17 protein-coding genes are annotated in these 16,978 nt (G+C 50.3%); 8 read left to right on the forward strand and 9 right to left on the reverse strand.

Annotated elements, in window-relative coordinates; translation table 11 throughout:
• Window positions 1-108: 108 nt before the first annotated feature.
• The 4 genes from serS to AM231_RS26170 form a co-directional block, all read right to left on the reverse strand.
• A complete protein-coding gene (gene serS, locus AM231_RS26155) occupies window positions 109-1,416 on the reverse strand; it encodes a serine--tRNA ligase (protein WP_053491002.1) in 1,308 nt (435 codons plus the stop codon).
• 333 nt (window positions 1,417-1,749) lie between these two features.
• Complete coding sequence (locus AM231_RS26160; protein ID WP_054405281.1) at window positions 1,750-2,520, reverse strand: ABC transporter permease; 771 nt, start codon at window positions 2,518-2,520, stop codon at window positions 1,750-1,752.
• Between the two features lie 54 nt (window positions 2,521-2,574).
• Window positions 2,575-3,285 carry an ABC transporter ATP-binding protein gene (locus AM231_RS26165; RefSeq protein WP_054405282.1) on the reverse strand — a complete coding sequence of 237 codons (711 nt, stop codon included), beginning with the start codon at window positions 3,283-3,285 and terminating at the stop codon, window positions 2,575-2,577.
• 86 nt (window positions 3,286-3,371) lie between these two features.
• Window positions 3,372-3,896: a PadR family transcriptional regulator gene (locus tag AM231_RS26170; RefSeq protein WP_054405283.1), complete on the reverse strand. Its 525-nt coding sequence runs from the start codon at window positions 3,894-3,896 to the stop codon at window positions 3,372-3,374.
• Between the two features lie 313 nt (window positions 3,897-4,209).
• On the opposite strand from AM231_RS26170, the gene AM231_RS26175 reads away from it, so the two are divergent.
• From AM231_RS26175 to AM231_RS26190, 4 genes are all read left to right on the forward strand, one after another.
• Window positions 4,210-5,193 (forward strand): aldo/keto reductase, encoded by a 984-nt coding sequence (locus tag AM231_RS26175; RefSeq protein ID WP_054405284.1) that lies wholly within the window; start codon window positions 4,210-4,212, stop codon window positions 5,191-5,193.
• Between the two features lie 205 nt (window positions 5,194-5,398).
• Window positions 5,399-6,154, forward strand: a complete 756-nt coding sequence (locus tag AM231_RS26180; RefSeq protein WP_053491007.1) for a threonine/serine exporter family protein — start codon at window positions 5,399-5,401, stop codon at window positions 6,152-6,154.
• Between the two features lie 24 nt (window positions 6,155-6,178).
• The gene (locus tag AM231_RS26185; protein WP_082341828.1) at window positions 6,179-6,625 is read left to right on the forward strand and encodes a threonine/serine exporter family protein; all 447 of its coding nucleotides are present in this window, start codon (window positions 6,179-6,181) and stop codon (window positions 6,623-6,625) included.
• Between the two features lie 208 nt (window positions 6,626-6,833).
• A complete protein-coding gene (locus AM231_RS26190; protein ID WP_054405285.1) occupies window positions 6,834-7,985 on the forward strand; it encodes a glycerate kinase family protein in 1,152 nt (383 codons plus the stop codon).
• Between the two features lie 147 nt (window positions 7,986-8,132).
• On the opposite strand, the gene AM231_RS26195 is transcribed toward AM231_RS26190, so the two are convergent.
• From AM231_RS26195 to AM231_RS26200, 3 genes are all read right to left on the reverse strand, one after another.
• Entirely contained in the window at window positions 8,133-10,157 is a 2,025-nt protein-coding gene (locus tag AM231_RS26195; protein ID WP_131724807.1) for a hypothetical protein, read from the reverse strand.
• Window positions 10,158-10,266: 109 nt separating this feature from the next.
• Window positions 10,267-10,389: a hypothetical protein gene (locus AM231_RS30300; protein ID WP_278044650.1), complete on the reverse strand. Its 123-nt coding sequence runs from the start codon at window positions 10,387-10,389 to the stop codon at window positions 10,267-10,269.
• Window positions 10,376-11,260, reverse strand: coding sequence for a class I SAM-dependent methyltransferase (locus AM231_RS26200; protein WP_054405287.1), 885 nt, complete (start codon window positions 11,258-11,260; stop codon window positions 10,376-10,378). Before AM231_RS26200 ends, AM231_RS30300 begins: the two co-directional genes overlap by 14 nt.
• A gap of 208 nt (window positions 11,261-11,468) precedes the next feature.
• Between AM231_RS26200 and AM231_RS26205 the strand changes: the two genes are divergently transcribed.
• Window positions 11,469-12,209: an HAD family hydrolase gene (locus tag AM231_RS26205; RefSeq protein WP_054405288.1), complete on the forward strand. Its 741-nt coding sequence runs from the start codon at window positions 11,469-11,471 to the stop codon at window positions 12,207-12,209.
• Between the two features lie 34 nt (window positions 12,210-12,243).
• The gene (locus tag AM231_RS26210; protein ID WP_054405289.1) at window positions 12,244-12,645 is read left to right on the forward strand and encodes a VOC family protein; all 402 of its coding nucleotides are present in this window, start codon (window positions 12,244-12,246) and stop codon (window positions 12,643-12,645) included.
• Window positions 12,646-12,714: 69 nt separating this feature from the next.
• Here AM231_RS26210 and AM231_RS26215 read toward each other — a convergent pair whose 3' ends face one another.
• The gene (locus AM231_RS26215; RefSeq protein ID WP_054405290.1) at window positions 12,715-13,191 is read right to left on the reverse strand and encodes a glutathione peroxidase; all 477 of its coding nucleotides are present in this window, start codon (window positions 13,189-13,191) and stop codon (window positions 12,715-12,717) included.
• Between the two features lie 266 nt (window positions 13,192-13,457).
• Between AM231_RS26215 and AM231_RS26220 the strand changes: the two genes are divergently transcribed.
• Window positions 13,458-14,366 carry an ABC transporter permease subunit gene (locus tag AM231_RS26220; RefSeq protein ID WP_053491014.1) on the forward strand — a complete coding sequence of 303 codons (909 nt, stop codon included), beginning with the start codon at window positions 13,458-13,460 and terminating at the stop codon, window positions 14,364-14,366.
• Window positions 14,367-14,384: 18 nt separating this feature from the next.
• On the forward strand, window positions 14,385-15,284 hold the full coding sequence (locus AM231_RS26225; RefSeq protein ID WP_054405291.1) for an ABC transporter permease subunit: 900 nt from the start codon (window positions 14,385-14,387) through the stop codon (window positions 15,282-15,284).
• Window positions 15,285-15,408: 124 nt separating this feature from the next.
• Here the strand turns inward: AM231_RS26225 and AM231_RS26230 are convergent, their stop codons facing one another.
• Window positions 15,409-16,878, reverse strand: a complete 1,470-nt coding sequence (locus tag AM231_RS26230; RefSeq protein ID WP_054405292.1) for an alpha-amylase — start codon at window positions 16,876-16,878, stop codon at window positions 15,409-15,411.
• Window positions 16,879-16,978: the final 100 nt, after the last annotated feature.

The following is a 16,978-nucleotide window of genomic DNA, read 5'->3' on the forward strand; positions in this document are numbered from 1 at the left end:
AAGCGTAAAGGCAGCCGCTAATAACGGCTGCCTTTATGCTGTGCTGTGACTATGAATAAACTTGGATCAGAAGGCCAATTACGCCCCCTATTCGTGCGGCTGCTTTCCTTACTTCGTATCTAAATCGACAGGCAGCTCGATCCGTTCCATACCGTTCATGTACGGTCTGAGCGCCTTCGGAATGAGGATCGAACCGTCGGCTTGCTGGTGGTTCTCTAGCAGCGGGATAAGAATCCGCGGCGAAGCGACAGCCGTATTGTTCAGCGTGTGGCAGTAGCGCAGCTTGCCTTCCGCATCAAGGTAGCGGATGTTCGAGCGGCGCGCCTGAAAGTCGAGCAGATTCGACGACGAATGAGTTTCCCCGTAAGCTCCGCGGCTGGGCATCCATGTCTCGATATCGTACTGCTTGTATGTCTTCTGCGACATATCTCCTGTGCAGACAGCAACGACCCGGTAAGGCAACTCGAGCTGCTGAAGCAGCTCCTCGGCATTGGCTGTGATCTCTTGCAGAAGCCGCTCCGATACCTCCGCGTCGGCTTCACAGAGAACGACCTGCTCCACCTTCGCGAACTGGTGCACCCGGTACAGGCCGTGGACGTCCCGGCCGCCCGAGCCGACCTCGCTGCGGAAGCATAGCGAAGCAGCAGCCAAGCGAATCGGCTGTGTCACATCGACGGTCTCACCGCTGTAGAACGAGACAAGTGGCACTTCCGATGTGCCAACGAGCCACTTATCCTGCTCCGTAATCTGAAAAGCCTGATCCTGACCCAGCGGGAAGAAGGCTGTATTCTGCATGGCTTCTGTCCGTACGGTCAGCGGTACATCCATGAGGGTGAATCCTTTGGCAACCAGCATATCCACCGCTAGCTGCTGAACAGCCCGGTGCAGTATCGCTCCGATGCCGGTCAGGTAATAGCTGCGAGTGCCGGCAGTTTTAACCCCGCGGGGGATGTCCAGCATCCGGTGTTGCTCGCCAAGTGTGACATGGTCCCTGAATTCATAATCAAAGACAGGAAGCTCGCCGACCCTTCTGATTTCTATATTATCTTCATCCGAGGCACCGATTGGAGTGTCGGGCGAAACGATATTTGGTACCAGGATGAGGAGCTGGCTGCGAGCTTCATCTACTTTTCGGTACAGCGCTTCCCGCTCATCCAGTTCCTTATTGATGGTTTTGACCTGCTGTTTATGCAGCTCGGCTTCTTCCTGTTTGCCCTGTCTTATGAGGACGCTGATCTCTTGCGAGAGAGTATTTCGCTGCTGTCGCAATTCCTCCACAGCCAGCAGCAATGTCCTCCGCTGTTCATCCAGCTGGACAAGCTCCGCAACCGATAAGGTGATGCCTTTCTGGTCTGCTACCCGCTGCAGCTCCTCTTGATGACTTGTACTTTCTCGAATCCATTTCATATCTAGCATGATCACCGCGCTCCTTTGTCTGAAAAAAATAAAAAAGCGTCCTAGTCCATATGGGACGAGGGACGCTTATGCGCTCGCGGTGCCACCCAAATTGATTGAACCAGAGCCCCACTAACGAAGCAAGTCGGTCTGCATTCAATCCACTTTGATTCCGCGATAACGGACGGATCCGGTTAACTTAGGGAGATTATAGATCCGGGTATCGGATCATATCCCCTTGACGAGAACGCCTCGGAGTTGGAAGCTCTTCATCGGCCTGATGTTGATATTGTTGGTTCAGTATACCGCAGGGGATGTCTTTTATACAAGAGGGCAATGGTATTTTATTTGCCGTTACATCGTAGCGGCTTTCCTTGCGGCTCCTTGTTTCCATCTGACAGGCTGCTCGGCATCCCAGCGGAAGGTCCATGCAGCAGCACCGAGGATCAGGATTGTAAAGCCCGCAAGGATGAGCAGCGGCATCCAGATGCTGGAGACATTACTTTGCGGATGCATGGCAATCGCCATGGCATCGACCAGATAATGAAACGGCTGCAGATGTCCCAGGGTGACGATCCAGTTTGGTGCATGTTCCAAGGAATAGAAAGCTTCACTGGTCAGCAGCAAGGGAAAACTCATCAGGTTTGAAATCATATTGACGTTGTTCTCATCCCTTGACAGATTAGCTGCCAGGAAACCGAGTGCTGTGAAACAAACGGTGCCGATCAGCAGCACCAGCATCATTAGCCCCAGTCCCGTTAGGCTCAGCTTCACTCCAAGCAAAAACAGACTCATCAGAATCACGCAAGCACTAACGAGCAGGGCCAGCACGGTTCGGGCTCCCGTCATCGCGGCAATGAAGGAGACCGTTCGAAAAGGGGTTGCACGCAGCAGCTTATAGATGCCCCGGTTTCGATGGGCCATAACGTTGAATGCAGTGACCATGGTGGCTCCAAACAGAATATTCGTGGTCAGCACACCACCGAGGAGCCGGTAAGAATAAGCTGCATCGTTGAAGTACAGCCCCAAACCGATCAACATGGCCATAGGAAACAGGATGTTCCAGACGAGCGTATGGATATCGCGAAGCATACTCCGAAGCATCGTGGTCATAACAATCCACATGAAAATTCCTCCCCAGAATCTTTTTGAATAATAAACTTTTGTGCAAAACACCTTCTATGCAGGCTCATCCGTCAATTGGATATACAGCTGTTCGAGACTGGCGGTTCCATATTGGCTGAGCAGCTCCTCCGGTGAGCCGGAGGCTATGATTCGCCCATCACGGATGAGAACCAGCCTGGAAGCAAGTTTATGCACTTCCTCCATATCGTGTGAGGTGAATACGATCGAGGTGCCCTTGTCTGCCAGAGAGCGGATCAGCTCTCGAATATCCCGGCGGGCTCGTGGATCCAGCGCTGCGGTAGGCTCATCAAGGAACAGCAGCTTGGGACTGTGGACCAGCGTCATCGCAATAGCGAGGCGTTTTTGTTGACCTCCCGATAGGCGGAGCGCATCCGTCTTGGCGAATTCTTCAAGCCCGCACCTGTGAAGATGTTCCATCAGCTGGGCGTCCTTGAGCCGCTTGCCATAGAAGGCAGCGAACATGCGCAGATTCTCGATAGCGGTGAATCCCGCGAAGAAGGGCGTAGACTGCAGCTGAAGCCCCACATGCGGTGAAGGATCGGTTGTCCAGTAGGTGATCGTGCCAGCATCGGGCCGACGCAGGCCCAGAAGTAAATCCAGTGTCGTCGATTTACCGGCGCCGTTCGGTCCGATGATCGCAAGCACCTCGCCTTCCCGTATGTCCAGATTCAGCCCATCTACCACGGTCCGCTGACCATAGCCCTTGCGCAATCCTTTTGCTTGAATGAGAGTAGGTGAAATCATCCTTAATGCACGCTCCTTATTAACCAATATTATATATCCAATGTTGGATATATGCCGGAAATGAAAGCCGCAGTGGGTACTGTGGCTTATTCTTGTACGAGTGCTATGATTTTATTGAGAAAGATGATGTCCTGTTCCAGAATCGAAATCGCATTGTCAAAGGTAGCCATGGCTATTTTCGATAAGCCGTACTGCCCCTTGATTTCCTTGCCAGCATGCCACTGGGCCAAAGACTCCTCCACTTGCTTAAGGTTTTGCTGCAGCAATTCCACCGCTTCCTGCTTCGGGATGCTCTCGATCCAGACTAAACCGAGGGAAAAGTCGGACTTAACGGTATGGGGAGGAAGCGTTAATGTATCACGGATCATTTTCTGGAATAATTGCTCGCCTGCGTCGGTAATACTGTAGATTTTACGAAGCCTCGCACCGGTACGCTCTTCGGCGGCCGCGGCAATCAGACCATCATGCTCCATTTTGTTAAGTGCATAATAGATGGAACCGGACAGAACATTCGTCCATAAGTCCATTCGGCTTGCTTGAATGAGCTGTTGAATTTCATACCCATGCATGGGACGTTCACGCAGGAATGAGAGCAGGATGAGATTGGTCATGGAGAGTCACTTCCTTAGGATGGGTGTAGAGATGAAGATACTTCAGTATGAATATCCAATGTTGGATATGTAGTTTTTTTCATTATATGGGGGATGGAATGAATTGTCAATGAGCTGCAGAAAAAATACGCGCACGATCATTTTGGCCCAGGAGGATGCTGCATCATTGATTAGAGATAGAGTGAGAAATGTCTTTCGATAAAGCTTTTGAAGTCGAACAAGTATCATCGAGGCATTGAATGAAAACGGTTTAACGTATAGTCTAGTAATGGATAGAACTAGTATGGCAGATGGAAGAGGAGGCAGAATTGCAATGAATTACAGGCCATTGGGAAATACGGAACTTCATATTAGCGAGGTCAGTTTTGGTACATGGGCGATTGGAGGTTCGTGGGGTGAGACCCATGATGAGGAAGCCCTCAAAGGACTGGATCGTGCCATCGGCGAAGGTGTGAACTTTTTTGATACAGCAGACGTTTATGGCGATGGACATGCAGAGGATCTGCTTGCCCGGGCCACCAAAGGCAAGGAGGACACGGTACATATTGCCACCAAGTTTTGCCGTGCCGGAGATATTCACGATCTTAACACTTATTCGGAGCAATCGATCCGCCAATACTGCGAGAACAGCCTGAAGCGATTACAGCGAGAGCGGATTGATCTCTATCAAGTGCACTGTCCTCCCTTCGAGGTGTTGAAGGATGGGCGGGTGTTTGAAGTGCTGGACAAGCTGCAGGCCGAAGGCAAGATTCGGCATTACGGTGTTAGCGTGGAAACGGTAGAAGAGGGGATGTTCTGCCTTGGGGTACCAGGGGTGAAGTCGCTGCAGGTTATTTTTAATCTGTTCCGCCAAAAGCCTCTGGCTCAGCTGCTTCCCGAGGCTAAAGCGTCGGGTGTAGGCATCTTGGTACGTCTGCCGCTTGCGAGCGGCCTGCTAACTGGGAAGTTCTCGGAGACCACTACATTCAGCGAAAACGATCATCGTAATTTCAACGCCAACGGAGAGCAGTTTAACGTGGGCGAAACTTTTGCCGGTCTGCAGTTCGAAAAAGGAGTTGAGCTCGCCAGAAAGCTCGCTTGGATTGCCGAGGGCAGAGAAGACATGGCTCGCGCTTCCATGCGCTGGATTCTGGACTGCGCTGAAGTGAGCGCTGTCATTCCCGGCTTCCGCAATATCCGCCAAGTCGAAGACAATCTGGGAACGCTGGAAGTCCCTTCGTTTACACCGGAGGAGAAGGAGCGTCTGTCCCAATTCTATCAGGAGCAGGTTGCCATGCATATCCGCGGTGCCTATTAGGGCAACCTCAGTATAGATAAATAATAGAGCAGCCCCTCGGGTATCCGAGGGGCTGCTTGTATCGGGTGAATCATGCTGGAATAGACGAAACAACTACTGCTACGGCGCTGCTTTAAAGCGCATCCTAGGCATTTTCAACCTAATAATACTATAATATAGGCGAAGATTCTGAATCGGAAAGTGTTCCAGCAGGAGGATAGTGGAGTTGAATGACTTGTTGAAACGGGAACATGACATCATCAAGGTCTGCTTGCTAGCAGGGAAAATCATGCTGCAGAGCGGCGCGGAGACCTATCGGGTCGAGGATACGATGATGAGGATTGCTGCAGCTTATGGCGTCGAGAATAGTCAGAGCTATATGACGCCGACGGGGATTATCTTCTCGGTAGAGGAGCCTCAGCACATCACGCGGCTCATTCGTATTTCGGATCGAACAACCAATCTGGGTAAGATCGATCAGGTCAACAGTGTTTCGCGGAGGGCGTGTCTCGGCGAGCTGACGATTGAAGAGGCCCGCCGAGCGCTGGAGAATATCGAACAACAACAGGCGACCTATCCGATATGGCTGTCGATCCTCCTGGCAGCGATCTCCAGCGGCTGCTTTCTTATTATGTTTCGCGGCATCTGGCCCGATTTTGTGCCAGCAGTTATTGCGGGGGGCCTCGGATTCTCCTGCTCCGTGTTCATGCATCGGGTTATTCCGGTCAAGTTCTTCGCTGAATTCTCGGGCGCGCTGGTGATTGGCATAACCTCTGTGTGGATGGTCAGGCTTGGATGGGGCCAGCAACTGGACACCATTATCATCAGCTCCGTGATGCCGCTCGTACCAGGCCTTTTGATCACGAATGCCATCCGTGACCTCATGGCGGGACATTTGATATCCGGCTTGTCCAAAGGGGCGGAGGCCTTTGTAACGTCCTTCGCTATCGGCGCGGGCATCGCGTTTGTTTTGTCATTCTAGGAAGTGGAGTTGAGGGTGGAGCTCATGGCAATCTTTTATATACAGCAGCTCATGACAAGCTTTATTGCTTCGGTGGCCTTCGGCGTCATATTTAATGCACCTAGAAAAGCACTGCCGCAGTGCGGATTTGCCGGCATGGTAGGATGGCTGCTCTATATCCTGCTGCAGGATATGAGTGTGCAGCCGGTGACGGCCATTGTGGTGGCAGCCTTTTGCGTGACGATGATCAGCCACTTTTTCGCGAAAAAATACAAGACGCCCATTATCGTGTTCAGCGTATCGGGGATCATTCCGCTGGTGCCGGGCGGTGTTGCCTATAATGCTCTGCGTCATGTGGTGGAGAATCAATTCGATCAGGCAGTTCAGCTGGGGGCGCGGGCGTTCGTGTTCTCAGGTGCTATTGCGCTGGGATTACTGCTGGCCGAGGTGACTAATCAGGTGATTCGGAAATGGTCGATCATTCGCAGATAGGGGACATAGGGACACGCCGTCTTGGTTAGAACGGCAAACCCTTTGCGATCAAGGGGCAGTCCCCCACAGCAGGATACAAAAATATAACGGTTAAACGGCCGTATCGGACGCGTCATAAGCGGGGATACGGTTTTTTTAGAATGATTCGATAGAGCAGGAGTGAGTTGGAATGGCGTAACGCCATATATAAAGACAGGTAGGTGTTGATATGAAGAAGCTCGGTTATGTCATTGTGCTTGCGCCCGATTCATTCAAAGAGAGTATGACCGCCAAAGAAGTCTGCGCTGCAATGGAGCGAGGAATTCAGAAAGGAAATCCCAACGTGACCTGTATTCACGTACCTATGGCAGACGGCGGCGAAGGCACGATGCAGTCCCTTGTTGACGCTACAGGTGGTACGGTGCATACCGTCATGGTAACGGGTCCATTGGGCGATGAGGTGGAGGCATCCTACGGCATTTCGGGTGATGGCTGTACCGGGGTGCTGGAAATGGCCAGCGCCAGTGGGATTCACTTGGTGCCGCCAGCCCAGCGGAATCCGCTGACGGCTACCACCTATGGGACAGGTGAGTTGATTAAGGCATGTCTGGATCATGGCATAAACCAGCTGCTGATTGGCATAGGCGGAAGCGCGACGAATGACGGCGGAGCCGGGGTGGTTCAGGCACTTGGCGGCAAGCTGTTGGATGCGGAAGGGAAGGAGCTGGCTTTTGGCGGCGGGGAGCTGGGTCGTCTTGCAAGCGTAGACTTAGGCGGATTTGACCCGCGATTGCAGCATGTTAAGGTCGAGGTGGCCTGCGATGTAAATAACCCGCTCTGCGGTGAAACGGGAGCCTCGCAAGTATTTGGACCGCAGAAGGGTGCTACTCCAGCTATCATTGAGCAGCTGGACAGCAATCTCCGTCATTATGCCGAGATTATCAAGCAGCAGCTGGGCAAAGATATCGCCCTTTATCCAGGTGCTGGCGCTGCAGGCGGACTAGGTGGAGGACTCCTGGTGTTCCTGAACGGTACGCTGAAGAAAGGGATCGAAATGGTCATTGATTATACCGGGCTCGAAGAGAAAGTGCGCCAGGCGGATATGGTGTGGACCGGTGAAGGCGGGATGGACTTTCAGACGCAGTACGGCAAGACCCCGCTGGGTGTCGCTATGGTGGCGAAGAAGCATGGCAAGCCTGTCGTTGCCTTGGCCGGACGGATCGGTGATAGAATCGAGGTGCTGTATGACCAAGGAATTGATGCTGTTTTCGGGATTATGCCAGGCGCTGTCTCCCTAACGGAAGCGCTGGCGAACGGGCAGCAGAACATAGAGAGAACATCGGAGAATATCGTCCGTCTCATGACTTCCTTGAATAAGTAGTCATGCACCCCTGTGCCAAAAACTTAAACAACCTTAGTCCGATTGAGTACCAGACTAAGGTTGCACAAGAGTAATCTTTTTAAGGCCGTCTACAGACAAGGTAAGTTCAATAAGGTGGCCTGTTCACAGAAAGTCTTGGACTTTATCTCAAGAATCCTGGAATTTCACCCCTAGAATGGACCAAGCCACGCACCATGGACGCTGATTCTGCTTATCCTTCGGAATCCAAAAGCAGGCATCGATCTGATCCGGATCCGGCACAAGCATCAACATACGAAGAATCAATTTTCGAATATCCTCGGGGTGGCCTGCACGAGGATAAGGGTAATCCAGCTTCACTCCAATTTTCTCTGCTACTTCAGAGCTATGGGATAACTCGTACTCAAAGCTGGTGTTTCCCCCCATATTGAATATGCCTGAATATCCGGCTGTAATTTCTCCGGACACCGTACTGCTTGTTATGTTTACTGTTGATGTTTTCTTCTCGAAGAATGCAGATGTTTCGCCGGGTACCCAGCTGACATCCAAAACAAGACTCCGCTCATAATCCGCATAATGAGGTATAGCCGGGAAGCGATGTTCGAATGTTGTGTAGTCATGCGTATTCGGGTGGTTTGTGTAGGTGTGGAGTATTGGAAGCACATCAAAATCGATATCCGCTTTGGATGTATGAAAAACATAGCTTCGAATGCCGAATGGCTTTTGCATCTTCCAATCAAACAACTCGTAAGTCGTGCACACAACATGCGGCGTTAGGTACACGTAGGTGACCGAATTCTCTCCCGGGATGGGAACAATGGTCTTGTCAATGTGCCGCGTGATTTCAGAAATCTCGGAGCTGTGGTCAGCGTGCTGGGCAGAAAACTTCACGGAGACCTCCGCACCGATGGGGAGACTGGCTCCTGCTTGCATATACGAGCCCATTTGAAAGCGGGTGGAGATGGTTATTTGCTGTGTTGATGAGCGGCCGTAATAGAAGGTAGAACCGTATTCACTCCTTGTGCTTCCGTTCGTAACGTATGGAGGTGCCCCTTCAATAACTCCGATGAGTGCACGGAACTCATCCTTTACCTTCTCTTCCTCTTTCTTCACTAATTTCATGACATCAGACTTATATCGGCACAGAACAAGATTGCTGCCTCCGCGCTTCACAACGTTTTCGTCATTATAATTCATGTAGAGCCAGATCTCTTGCCGCATTTCCCCGTTCGTTCCGATGGGAACAAAATACTGAAATGCCCCCATATATACCCATGTGGGATATTTAGTGTGTCCATGCGTTCGGGTAAAGGCTTTGCTCCATTCGCCTGTGAGGATATTATACGTTTTCATCTGGTTATTTTTGTACCCGCTCCAGCTGTGCGGACGATGCCAACCATTGATGAATAGCTGCACGGAAGGGTCCTGTAATCCACCCTCTATCGTTCCCGCCTCTATACCGAGAAAGTCAACACGTCCGTCATACTCTTCATGATGTTTGCTCGCGATTTGCCTTAATCCGCAGCTTGTACCATGATCCACACCGATGTCGGATCGAAAAATGGCTGTCCAGAGATTCGAATGAGTCGTGACCACGCCAACCATGATATCAAAGTAACCGTTGGGATGTGCGTATGCGCATGCACATACCTCTTTCACATTCTTCCAATTGGTGTTTGCGTCGATCCGCCACACTCCATTACTGTCCTGATAAACGATACCGATACGATTCTGCGAGTCGGCTTGGTGGGCGCCGAGTAGAACCAATCGGCCCTGAACAGAAAGAGCTGCGAACTGGGTGCGCCGGATAAAGGAATAAGGAAGCTGGATCGATCCCGACCAAGTCTTGCCGTCTGTTGTCGTAACGTAATGAATACGTCCGTCCTCTGTCCAAAAAACATACAAGATGCCCTGATGCACGACACTCGCAAGATTCGAAATCTCATGGTGTCCGTTGACGTTATAGCCTATCTTGTTATAAGCTATCCCATTTGAATTCAGACATTCCAGCACTTCCTTATCGTTCTGATGCTTCAGCCGAACTCGGGTATAGAGGATTTGATCATGGTTATTGCTCGTGGAACGTTTGTGGTAAAAAAAGAATGCACTCTCGTTAAAATAGGTACCGTTAACGCCTGTGAATTGTAAACTCGCCTCAGGGATTCGGTGGTTGGTATATGTATTGGACATCATTTCACCTTTCTTTAACCATTCGTTATACTGCCCCTTCCATTTTAATAAAATCTATTTTCGCGCGAATCTATCTTTAGTTAACATTCGCGCGTTCTTTTCATAATAAAAATCAGCAGGCATTCATGCCTGCTGATTTGAACAAGTAATCATACACTCCTGTAATAATGAGCTGCTTCTCACCTCGAATAATGGTGGTCTCCTGCCGGGTTCGCTGCGCTCTATTTAATGCCAAGCCGCATGCGATAACTGAGCATCAAGGGGAGTGTCCGCCCCTGGAATTGTTCCTCGACCAGCGCATGGAAATGCGCGATTCTGTCATCCAATTCGGATGAGCCCAGCTTGAATACAGTTTGGATGCCGCCTTGGCTAACGGCAAGTCCGGTATATCGTTCTGCGGTGAATGGCTCTATATGATGGAATACGATCTCTTTGGAGAACCGGAACAATCCACTATCGCGGATATGCTTCAGATGTTCGTTCTTGTTTCCTTTATAGGCTTGTTCTTGAGCCGCTACATTTTGGCTAATAGTGGCTTCGGTCTGTTCAATCAGCTCATGGTAGGCCTGCTCTACCTTCCAGGTTAGGCTCGGGGGCCAATCGCAGTCATATGCAGCAAAAATGCCTTCATCACGCAGAACACGTGCAGCCTCTTTGAGTGTACTGGACGGGTCCATCCAATGGAAGGATTGGGAACAGGTAATGATGTCTGCTGATCCATCGGGAAGCGCCAACTGGTTGGAATAACCGGAGACGAACTGAATGTCGGCAGAATGTACGTCGTTACCGTTGCCTGCTGCTGTCTGCAGCGATGCCAACTTGGCGATGGCCTTGCCCCGCATATCATCATTCGGTTCAATCCCGATGACTTGGTCGGCTGCGTCTTTCCATGCATATGTGGACAATCCCGTACCACAGCCCAAGTCGACAACGAGCGAAGGTCTGCGCATCAAATATTCTGTCAGCAGGGTGATAACCTCCTGCGGCGCTTCCGGACGATGCTGGTCGTAAGTATCCTCAAAGCCGGTGAAACGGTTTACGTTGCTGGCAAGATTCCCTTCGGGAATGAAGTCCTTACTCCACTCTCCAGTCGTATTGTTGGTCATGCATACTCATCTCCTTTTTCCGGGATATATTCAAGCTTGTACTTTGTGATGCAGGTGCTCCTTTAGCTGCTAATTGTGCGCGTGAAGGCTTCAATTCCTCTGCTAAATGCCATCATATCATAGAAAAGGAAGGAACTTGCTTCCTAGACGGGCTTGACCGGGATGGTGCGGATACGCATACAATAGAGAGATAGCATGGGGGAGAGGGATGAACATGATGAGACCAACGCCACCGAAGGGGATCTTCTTCGATGTGGATGATACATTATATGACCATTTGGCGCCTTTTCGTGATGCCGTACAGGAGATGGCCGAACCGGGCGAGACTTTTCCTTATGAAGCCGCCTATCATCGAATGCGGTATTACAGTGACAAGCTGTCCGTAGATCTCGGGGGAGCCGGGACGGTTGCTTATGAAGAGGCAGTTGGAGATATGCGAAGGCGTCGTTTCCAGTTGGCGTTAGCCGAATTTGGCATACAGCTGACACCCAAGGAGGCCGAAGCTGTACAGCAGACTTACCTCGATAAACAATATAACATCACGATGTTTGATGGTGCTCGGGAGCTGCTTAGGAAATTGGCCGATGCCGGACATGTCGTAGGCCTGATTACCAACGGACCTGCGGAACACCAGATGAACAAAATCTCGGCTATGCAGCTAGGCGGAGTGATTCCGGCGGAGCACCTGTTTGTTTCCGGCGCCGTGGGCTGGGATAAGCCCGATCCGCAGATATTCCATCATGTGAATCAGTTGACCGGAACGGTGCCGGAAAGCTCCTATTATATTGGGGATTCCTGGCGTAATGATGTGGTCGGCGCCCTGGCCGCGGACTGGCAGATGATCTGGTTCAATCACAGGAGCGTCACGCCGGAATCGGAGCATCAACCACAGTATACTGTCACGAGTTATGATGAGCTGGAGCGACTGCTTGATAAGATTATCGGATAACAGGTTTGGTGATGAAAGGAGAGGTATTTCGATTATGAAGAAGGTAAGCCCATTTCTTATGTTTCAGGGCAATGCAGAAGAGGCTATGAACTATTACGTTTCGGTCATCGAGGATTCTGAAATCACGAGTATTACACGTTATGGCCCCAACCAGCCGGGAACTGAGGGGAGCGTCATGCATGCCACATTTTCTTTAAAGGGACAGACGTTTATGTGCATTGACAGTAATGTGAAGCATGATTTCAACTTTACGCCTTCGTTTTCCATCTATCTGACCTGCGAATCGGAAGGGGAGATCGAGAAGCTATATGCGGCGCTGGTTGAGGGAGGGGGCGCTATGATGCCGTTGGGTAACTACGGCTTCAGCCGAAAATTCGGATGGATCGCGGACAAGTTCGGCGTGTCATGGCAGCTTGATCTGCCAAACGAAGCGTAACGTTAATAACCAATGAATATAGAGACAAGCCTACAGAGGGCCTGTCTCTTTTTTAACTCATATTGCATTTTATAACAGCTTTTTGATATCCTCTTCGATCTTCTCCGGGGTATCGGTCGGCGCAAAGCGCTTGACCACCTTACCGCTACGGTCCACCAGGAATTTGGTGAAGTTCCATTTGATCGCTTTGATGCCAAGAGCACCGGGTGCTTCGCTCGTAAGATATTTGTAGAGCGGATGAGCATGTGTGCCGTTCACATCGATCTTGGAGAACAACGGGAAGGTGACACCATGATTCAGCTTGCAAGCCTCCTCAATCGCGGAATCTTCCTCCAGCTCCTGATTCATGAATTGACTGCTGGGGAACCCGAGAACGGCCAATCCTTGATCATGATAGGTCTGATGCAGCTTCTCCAGACCGTCAAATTGAGGCGCAAAGCCGCATTTGGTCGCTGTATTGACGATAAGCATCACCTCACCCTTATAGGGTTCGAGCGTTTGAGATTCGCCGCGTATCGTTTTCACTTCATATTCATATATGGACATTGCCGTAGAACCTCCTCCCAAGGAATATATATAAAACCAGAGTATATCCTTTCTACAAGGATTGCAATTTTGATGCAGCGGTAGGGCAGGTTGTTACCTGCCGTGTACATGATATGGCCGTGTGCAAGACTGGGGCCTGAGATAAAGCAATAGTAAAATTTTGTATTTCGATCTGGACGTATTTGGACGGATATGATAGTAGTAGAATAAGCGATTAAGCAGATGGCACCATGGGGTGCTGCTGAAACAATGTGTAGGAGGCCTATATGAGATTACAATCGCAAATGCTCAAAACGACGGTAACCAGCCTGCTGGCCTTTATCTTTATCGTCCTTATTGTCCTGGTTCCAAGGGATTTGGATCTGTCGCTGGACGGCAATTTGTGGGTGACGAATTATTCCTTTGATCTGGGTGAGTATGTTAATCGTATTTATGATTATTTTGCCCAAGCGATTCAGAACGGGACGCTCGGAGAATCACGGTATGAAGGCCAGTCTTCGGAAGCAGCGGCTTTCGGGGCTGTAGGTAAAAGCTTACTCGTTATTGTATCCGCTTTAATCATTGGATTCGTATTCGGCATTCTAAAGGGAATCCTGGACTACAAGTTGTCCAAGACCAAATGGAACGTGCTGGGACACTGGACCACATGGCTGTTCCAATCCATCCCCGACTTTTTCCTGATGCTGATTGCCCAGTGGCTGCTCATTAAGCATGTCCCGGCTATTCGTTATTTTGCGGTTGAAGGCTGGGAAGCCTTTGTGCTGCCTTCGCTGCTGGTATCGATCTACCCGGTATTCTTCATTGCCCGTATCACTTCAGCATCTCTGCTTGCACAAGAAGGAAAATTATACATACTGCTGGCTAAAGCCAAAGGGCTGAGTGACCGAAAGGTCGTCTACAAACATATGCTGCGTAACGGAATTGCCACCATTTTGACCCATCTCCCGGGTCTGTTGGTTTTCATCTTGTCCAACCTGCTTGTTGTCGAATATTACCGTAATTATCCGGGAGCGGCTTGGAGGCTGTTTCAGGCACTCGATTTCAATACGTTTAGCGGCACTGGCGGCTATTATGAACCGGGAGTCATTATATACATCGCATTTTCTTTCATGGTGCTGTTCATGATTGTCCAATGGATTAGTCATGCGGCCCGCAAGTATTTTGATCCGCGATAAGGATGGAGGTGAATCAACTTGAAGAATTTTCCCTTATGGATTGGTGGAGCGCTGCTTGCATTCTTTGTGTTTGTTATGCTGGCAGGCCCCTATATGCCCTTTATTGATAAAGATTTGAATAAGGAACCTTCCAGGTGGGTGATGAAAGACGGGAAGGAGAAGCTGACCCTGCCGCCTTATAAGCCTTCTGCGCAGAACTGGCTGGGAACCGATAAGAAGGGAGTTGATAACCTGAGTAAGCTGGTCGTAACCGCCAAGGATACGATACTGCTTGTACTCGGAATTACAGCGGTTCGGTATGCGATTGGCATTCCGCTTGGACTGCTGGCCCGCAAGAAAAAAGGGTTTATCCATCAACTCATCACCTTCTGGAACCAGATGTGTTCTTACTTGCCGCCGGTCTTCGCATCGGCGCTGCTGCTGGCCCTTCCGTTCTTCTTATTCTCCCAGCAGCGAATGGGCTGGGCGATCCTGATTCTGGCCAGCGTGGAAGCAGGACGGGTCGCCATTACCATTCAGCAGCAGACCTACAAGATGGCGAGTGAGCCTTATATGGAGGCTGGAACTGCGTTAGGACTGCGAACCCGAACACTGACGAAAAATTATTATATCCCGATTTTGTTCCCGGAGGTCATCGTTAACTTCTGTTTGGATATGGGCAAGGTCATGCTCCTGCTCGGACAGCTTGCGATTGTAAATATCTTTCTCGGGCATGAGTGGAAGGAAGTTAACTACTATGTGATGGAATTCGTGGAGAAGGGTTATAATTGGGCGACAATATTGTCCAAGCATCGGTCAGACATATGGTTAGGAAAGTTCCAGTTCGTAATCTATCCGGCCTTTGCCATGATGCTGCTGATTATCACCTTCAATCTGTTGGGTGAAGGCTTGCGCCGTCGTTTCCAGGTCAAAGGCTGATCTTTGGACTCACTAGTAAACGCGAATAACCGGAAGAATGAGGTTTGACAGTGCTTCCCCTGCCGGGAACGCCTGCGCAAACCGATTCTTCCGGTTTTTTTATTTCCAGATGTCTGGTTGGTGCTTATGCCTCTGCGGAAATATCGGGGTGAGCCCAAACGGATACGCTGCCGCCGTTCACGGGGAATAGCGCGAAACCGTCTTGGCCGATCGTAATGCGCTCTTCGCGAGTGCCGGTTAGATCCACCCAGACTTCTCCGGCGCGATGCTCGCCGACAAACATCCGCTTATCTCCGGCTTCACCGTTGGCGATGACCACCGCACATCCTGAAAGCTCAATTTCCGGGATTCCATGGCGGACCCAGCCGATCGTATTCGGATGATCAAAATAATCATCCTGCTTCCCATACGCCCGATTTACTCTGGCATACAGCAAGGGATCAATCGCTTCCCTTTTGCCGGGGATTGGATTCTCGCCGCCGATCCCGTAATAATCACCATAGAAGACCGAAGGATAACCATCCTTGCGCAGCAGTATCAAGGCATATGCACTCTGCTTGAACCAATCCTCCACCCACGATTCCAATGATTCCTGCGGCTGAGAATCGTGATTATCGACAAAGGTGACCGCATTCATCGGATGCGACTGCACGAGCGTGTCGTCAAAAATCGTCCGCAAATCGAAGGAACGGCCGGCTTTTGATGCTGCTTGGAGCTTATAGTGAAGAGAGACGTCAAACAGGTCGATTTTATAATCCACCGTGTCGAGGAAATTCCGGCATTCCTGAAGATCGGGATTCCAGAACTCACCCACGATGTAAAAATCATCGCCGCGCTTTTTCTTCATCGCCGCGGCAAATTCCTTGATGAAATCATGATTGATATGCTTGATCGCATCGAGCCGGTATCCGCTGCACTGCAGCGTATCTACCAGCCATTTGCCCCAATTAATCATTTCCTTACGCACATCTGGATGACTGTAGTCGATGTTGGCAAACATCAGGTAATCGTAATTCCCGAACTCATTGTCTACCTTATCACTCCACGATTTGTTCTCGCCGACAATCCGGAATATGCCGGATTGTTCGCTTTTATTATCATAATCGGTTCCGTTGAAATGATTGAAATTCCAATGGAAAGGGGAGTATTGATCCCCTCGGCCGGGGAAGGTGAACTTGGTCCAGCCCTCAATCTCGAATGGCTTGGATATGTCCTTCGTCCGATCCATCTCATCGACCTGTACGACTTGGAAACGCTCGGTTTCATCAGCGCCGGCCTTATGGTTCATTACCAGATCCACATAGACGGCAACCCCATGCTTATGGCAGGCAGCAATGGCATCGATCAATTCCTTTTTGGTTCCGTACTTGGTACGCACCGTGCCCTTCTGCTCAAATTCCCCCAAGTCATACAGGTCGTATACGCCATATCCATTATCCTCAGCAGATAAGGCTTTTGTCACCGGAGGAATCCATACCGCATCGATTCCTGCCTGGCTCAGCTCGGGTGCTGCATGCTTGAGTCGGTTCCAGTGCGAGCCATCGGCTGCAACATGCCATTCGAAGAATTGCATAATCGTATGATTTCGTTGCATATTTCCATCTCCTCATATAATGATAGCTCTGCATCATGCTGCATACTAAGCTCAAATACCCAAGAATGCAGGGGCGCTAAACCTTCAATATGGAATGTGC

The sequence above is a fragment of the Paenibacillus solani genome (assembly GCF_001277345.1).
GTDB classification, from domain to species: domain Bacteria; phylum Bacillota; class Bacilli; order Paenibacillales; family Paenibacillaceae; genus Paenibacillus_AQ; species Paenibacillus_AQ solani.

Bases quoted from the DNA above. Each gene is read 5' to 3' on its own strand.
- AM231_RS26170 (WP_054405283.1), bottom strand. From the start codon at position 3,896: ATGACCAATCTCATCCTGCTCTCATTCCTGCGTGAACGTCCCATGCAT.
- AM231_RS26190 (WP_054405285.1), top strand. From the start codon at position 6,834: ATGAAGAAGCTCGGTTATGTCATTGTGCTTGCGCCCGATTCATTCAAA.
- AM231_RS26220 (WP_053491014.1), top strand. From the start codon at position 13,458: ATGAGATTACAATCGCAAATGCTCAAAACGACGGTAACCAGCCTGCTG.
- AM231_RS26160 (WP_054405281.1), bottom strand. From the start codon at position 2,520: ATGTGGATTGTTATGACCACGATGCTTCGGAGTATGCTTCGCGATATC.
- AM231_RS26200 (WP_054405287.1), bottom strand. From the start codon at position 11,260: ATGACCAACAATACGACTGGAGAGTGGAGTAAGGACTTCATTCCCGAA.
- AM231_RS26215 (WP_054405290.1), bottom strand. From the start codon at position 13,191: ATGTCCATATATGAATATGAAGTGAAAACGATACGCGGCGAATCTCAA.
- AM231_RS26185 (WP_082341828.1), top strand. From the start codon at position 6,179: ATGGCAATCTTTTATATACAGCAGCTCATGACAAGCTTTATTGCTTCG.
- AM231_RS26175 (WP_054405284.1), top strand. From the start codon at position 4,210: ATGAATTACAGGCCATTGGGAAATACGGAACTTCATATTAGCGAGGTC.
- AM231_RS26165 (WP_054405282.1), bottom strand. From the start codon at position 3,285: ATGATTTCACCTACTCTCATTCAAGCAAAAGGATTGCGCAAGGGCTAT.
- AM231_RS26210 (WP_054405289.1), top strand. From the start codon at position 12,244: ATGAAGAAGGTAAGCCCATTTCTTATGTTTCAGGGCAATGCAGAAGAG.
- AM231_RS26195 (WP_131724807.1), bottom strand. From the start codon at position 10,157: ATGATGTCCAATACATATACCAACCACCGAATCCCTGAGGCGAGTTTA.
- serS (WP_053491002.1), bottom strand. From the start codon at position 1,416: ATGCTAGATATGAAATGGATTCGAGAAAGTACAAGTCATCAAGAGGAG.
- AM231_RS26205 (WP_054405288.1), top strand. From the start codon at position 11,469: ATGAACATGATGAGACCAACGCCACCGAAGGGGATCTTCTTCGATGTG.
- AM231_RS26230 (WP_054405292.1), bottom strand. From the start codon at position 16,878: ATGCAACGAAATCATACGATTATGCAATTCTTCGAATGGCATGTTGCA.